The organism is Bacillus sp. 105MF (assembly GCF_000374885.1).
In the GTDB taxonomy this organism is placed as follows: domain Bacteria; phylum Bacillota; class Bacilli; order Bacillales; family Bacillaceae_G; genus Bacillus_A; species Bacillus_A pseudomycoides.
Window position 1 is genome coordinate 1 of record NZ_KB895658.1, and the last position, 2,972, is coordinate 2,972.

Sequence of the window (2,972 nt, forward strand, 5' to 3'; positions counted from 1 at the left end):
GAAACATATGCCCGAAGGCATAAAGATAAGGCAAGTTAGGTATCTCAATAATATAGTGGAACAAGATCATCGTTTTATTAAGAAACGTGTGCGTTCTATGTTGGGATTCAAGTCTTTTGACACAGCTACATTCATTCTTTCGGGAGTAGAACCCATGCATATGATCAAAAAAGAACAGATTGATTTACGGGATCAGTCTGTCCAAAATCAGAAAGAATTCATCCATCAATTGTTGGGGCATACAGCATAAGATACGTTTCCGCTAGGAATATATGCGCTTTATTCTCTTTTATTTTATCTTTGCACCAGAACCGGAAAAAGGAAGGGATTTAGATAGGGCATCTAGAAAGCTAAAGTTATTCCCCAAAAAGGGCAGTATTTTCGCCCTACTCGGTTCCAATGGGGCGGGCAAGACAACGGTTGTAGAATAAACGTCTGATGAACACATGGCTCTATGCTAAGTGCAGGACATATCTCTATTCTGATAACCCAGAAAAGGAAGTGAGTCAGATTTTGATTGCCAATATTCATTCTCTTTAATGCATCGAATCCACCCTTTTTGACAAAGGGCTTTCAAGCATGAATAACAAAAGAGAATTTGTAGTTTTAAAACAATAGGGCTGATAAAAAAGTAAAAAGAGGGAAACCAAATGAAAAAGATTACAACAGAAGATTTTTGTTCATCAAAAAATGGGAAAAAAGGAGAGATACATGATGGGACAAAGTAACAAAGGCTTCTCCGAAACAGGGCTGCACAAAATGCGCAACGTGCTGGCACGGCATGTCGATTCCGGGAAGATTCCTGGGGTCGTCGCCTTAGTCAGCCGGAACGGTGAGACGCACGTCGAAGCGCTCGGCACCATGCGCCATGATGGTGGTGCGCCGATGCGCCGGGACACGATCTTTCGGATGGCCTCGACGTCCAAGCCGCTTGCAATTGCGGCGGCAATGATCCTGCTCGACGAGTGCAGGCTGCGGCTGGATGACCTGGTAGAGACGTGGCTACCGGAACTCGCCGACCGGCGGGTGCTGAAGCGGATCGACGGCCCGCTGGACGATACCGTGCCAGCGCGGCGGCCGATCACCGTACGGGACCTGCTGACTTCCACGTTCGGGCTCGGCATGGATATTACGTCGCTGGGCACTCCGATCATGAACGCAATCTTCGAGAAGGGGCTCACGCCCGATTTACCGGTGCCGATGCCCGAGCCTGATGAGTGGATGCGCCGCCTTGGCGAGCTTCCGCTGATGCACCAGCCCGGAGAGCGCTGGCAATACCACATCAGTAACGATCTACTTGGCGTGCTCGTCGCCAGGGTCACGGGCCAGTCGTTTGAGACGTTCCTGCGCGAACGCATCTTCGCCCCCCTAGGCATGAAGGACACCGGTTTCCACGTGCCCGCCAACAAGATTGACCGGTTGCCGACCCTCTACGCCCCCGACACGCAGACCGGAGAGTTCATCGTGTGGGACGAGGCCAAGGGAGGACGCTGGAGCCAGCCTCCGGCGTTCCAGGGCGGCGGCGGTGGGCTGGTCTCCACCGTCGACGACTACAACGCGTATTTACGGATGCTGCTGAATCATGGGATGCACGAAAGCGAACGGATCCTGTCCCGGCCCGCCGTCCAACTGATGACCACCAACCGTCTCACGCCCGAGCAGCAAGCCGCTCGAAACGCCATGGCCACCAACAACGTCCATGTGTCATTCGGCCAAGGGCAGCATGGCGGCTGGGGCTTCGGGATGGCGGTACGCACCTACCGTGGCGACTACGCGCCCATCGGCCAGTTCGGCTGGGACGGCGGAAGCGGCACCACGACCTACGCCGACCCGGACAACCAGCTCACCGGAATCCTGCTTACCCAGGTCGGGCTGTCAGTCCCGAATTCGGCACGGCTTATCCACGACTTCTGGACCATGGTCTACCAGGCAATCGAAGACTGACACCTAGCCCGCGGTTCGTTTAAAAAAAGGCCGGTGAATTTCATCGACCTTATTGGGACAGAATCAGGACGTGACGCGGAGTTGGTTGGACGGAGTGGAAGCGGGCATGGCCGCAAGGCTTCTGTTGCAAAGTTTTCTACATATGAAGATACACTCTAGAAAACAGGATCTATGAGAATCAGGCATGAGATATTTTAAAGGAAAACAATTCAAGAAAGATATTATTTTAGTAGCTGTCGGCTACTACTGCCGTTTTTCTTTAAGTTATCGCGATGTTTCTGATATCCTGAAAGAACGTGGTATTTCAGTTCACCCAACAACCATCATGCGATGGGTTCATGAATATGGCAATCTCATCTATCAAATTTGGAAAATGAAAAATAAATCTGCACGCTTATCTTGACATTTGGATGAGACTTATATCAAAGTTAAGGGAGAGTGGCGTTACCTCTATCGTGCAATTGATAAAGATGGACACACATTAGATATTCAACTTCGTAAAAAACGAGATCATCAAGCTGCCTATGCCTTCATGAAAAGATTAGTAAAACATTTTGGAGAACCAACGGTTCTCATTACAGACAAAGCGCCAGCATTACTTTGCGCATTTAACAAATTAAGAAAACAAGGATTTTATCAAACTACAATCCATTGTGCAATCAAGCATTTAAACAATCTTATTGAACAGGATCATAGGCATGTAAAGAGACGTTTTGCCAAATCCGCAGGATTTCAAAATCTTCGTCATGTTTCACGTACGATAAAAGGTATTGAAACCATTCATGCTCTATATAAACAAAGGCGAAGTCTTCAAAGAGACTTCGCCTTTTCAACGTACAATGAACTTCAACAATTACTAGCTACTTCTTAAACATTACTCCTCATTTACCAACCTGTTTATGCTTTTTTCAAACTTTGCAACAGAATCCATTGCCCTTTCACTTTAATATAAGTTTCATCGACTCTCCATGAATCATTTGTTGTTTTAAGATGATGTCGTACTTTCTCTTCTAATTGAGGTCCATATT

General features: G+C 48.0%; 2 protein-coding genes and 2 pseudogenes. 3 read left to right on the forward strand and 1 reads right to left on the reverse strand.

The window, feature by feature from the left end; translation table 11 throughout:
- The 3 genes and pseudogenes from C564_RS0131175 to C564_RS34050 all read left to right on the forward strand — a co-directional run.
- Positions 1 to 250: DDE-type integrase/transposase/recombinase (locus tag C564_RS0131175; RefSeq protein ID WP_018768195.1), on the forward strand; the 250-nt coding region annotated here is incomplete at its 5' end.
- Positions 251 to 714: 464 nt separating this feature from the next.
- Positions 715 to 1,944: a serine hydrolase domain-containing protein gene (locus tag C564_RS0131180; RefSeq protein WP_018768196.1), complete on the forward strand. Its 1,230-nt coding sequence runs from the start codon at positions 715 to 717 to the stop codon at positions 1,942 to 1,944.
- A gap of 184 nt (positions 1,945 to 2,128) precedes the next feature.
- Positions 2,129 to 2,815: pseudogene (locus C564_RS34050) on the forward strand (IS6 family transposase).
- A gap of 47 nt (positions 2,816 to 2,862) precedes the next feature.
- Here the strand turns inward: C564_RS34050 and C564_RS36560 are convergent.
- A pseudogene (locus C564_RS36560) lies at positions 2,863 to 2,972 on the reverse strand (IS6 family transposase); the annotation flags it as partial.